Raw genomic sequence first — 472 nt, 5'->3', positions numbered from 1 at the left:
CATCCAATTAGATATGTTCAGCAAGGAATTGGCCGAAGTTGAAGACGGAGATATGCGTTATGTTTTGTCGGTCAATGAAGAGTTGGAAACTTCCGAAAAAAATTACCTCCATCTTCACAAAACAAGAGTGGAAGACTTGCTCACATGGATAAAAAGTTCGTGGGAAGGGCGTAGAGATAGGAATATAGAAAATTACAATAAAATTCAAGAAGGCAAAACAAAAAACAAAAATTTGAAAACAGCCTTCACCGAAACGGACATTGAACGCTATAAGAAAAGGGTGGAAAAAACGATTGAAAAATGTCGGATGTCAAAATATTTTTCTATCAAAGTAATTGATAATGAGAGTTTTGAGATAGAGTTTAATCAGCTTGCGTTCGAGCAAAGCGAAAGTTTGTGCGGGAAATATGTGGTCTGTTCAAATGTAAAACCGGATATTTTGACAACAAAAGAAGTGCGTGGACAATACAAA

1 protein-coding gene is annotated in these 472 nt (G+C 36.0%); it reads left to right on the top strand.

Annotated elements, in window-relative coordinates:
• Positions 1–13 precede the first annotated feature (13 nt).
• The coding region (locus tag ASC50_RS04375; protein ID WP_226995396.1) for a hypothetical protein at positions 14–472 on the top strand (459 nt) is incomplete at its 3' end.

Source organism: Candidatus Symbiothrix dinenymphae (assembly GCF_001431085.1).
Note: the sequence above shows the minus strand (reverse complement) of the source record. Positions and strands in the feature narration are given on the sequence as shown.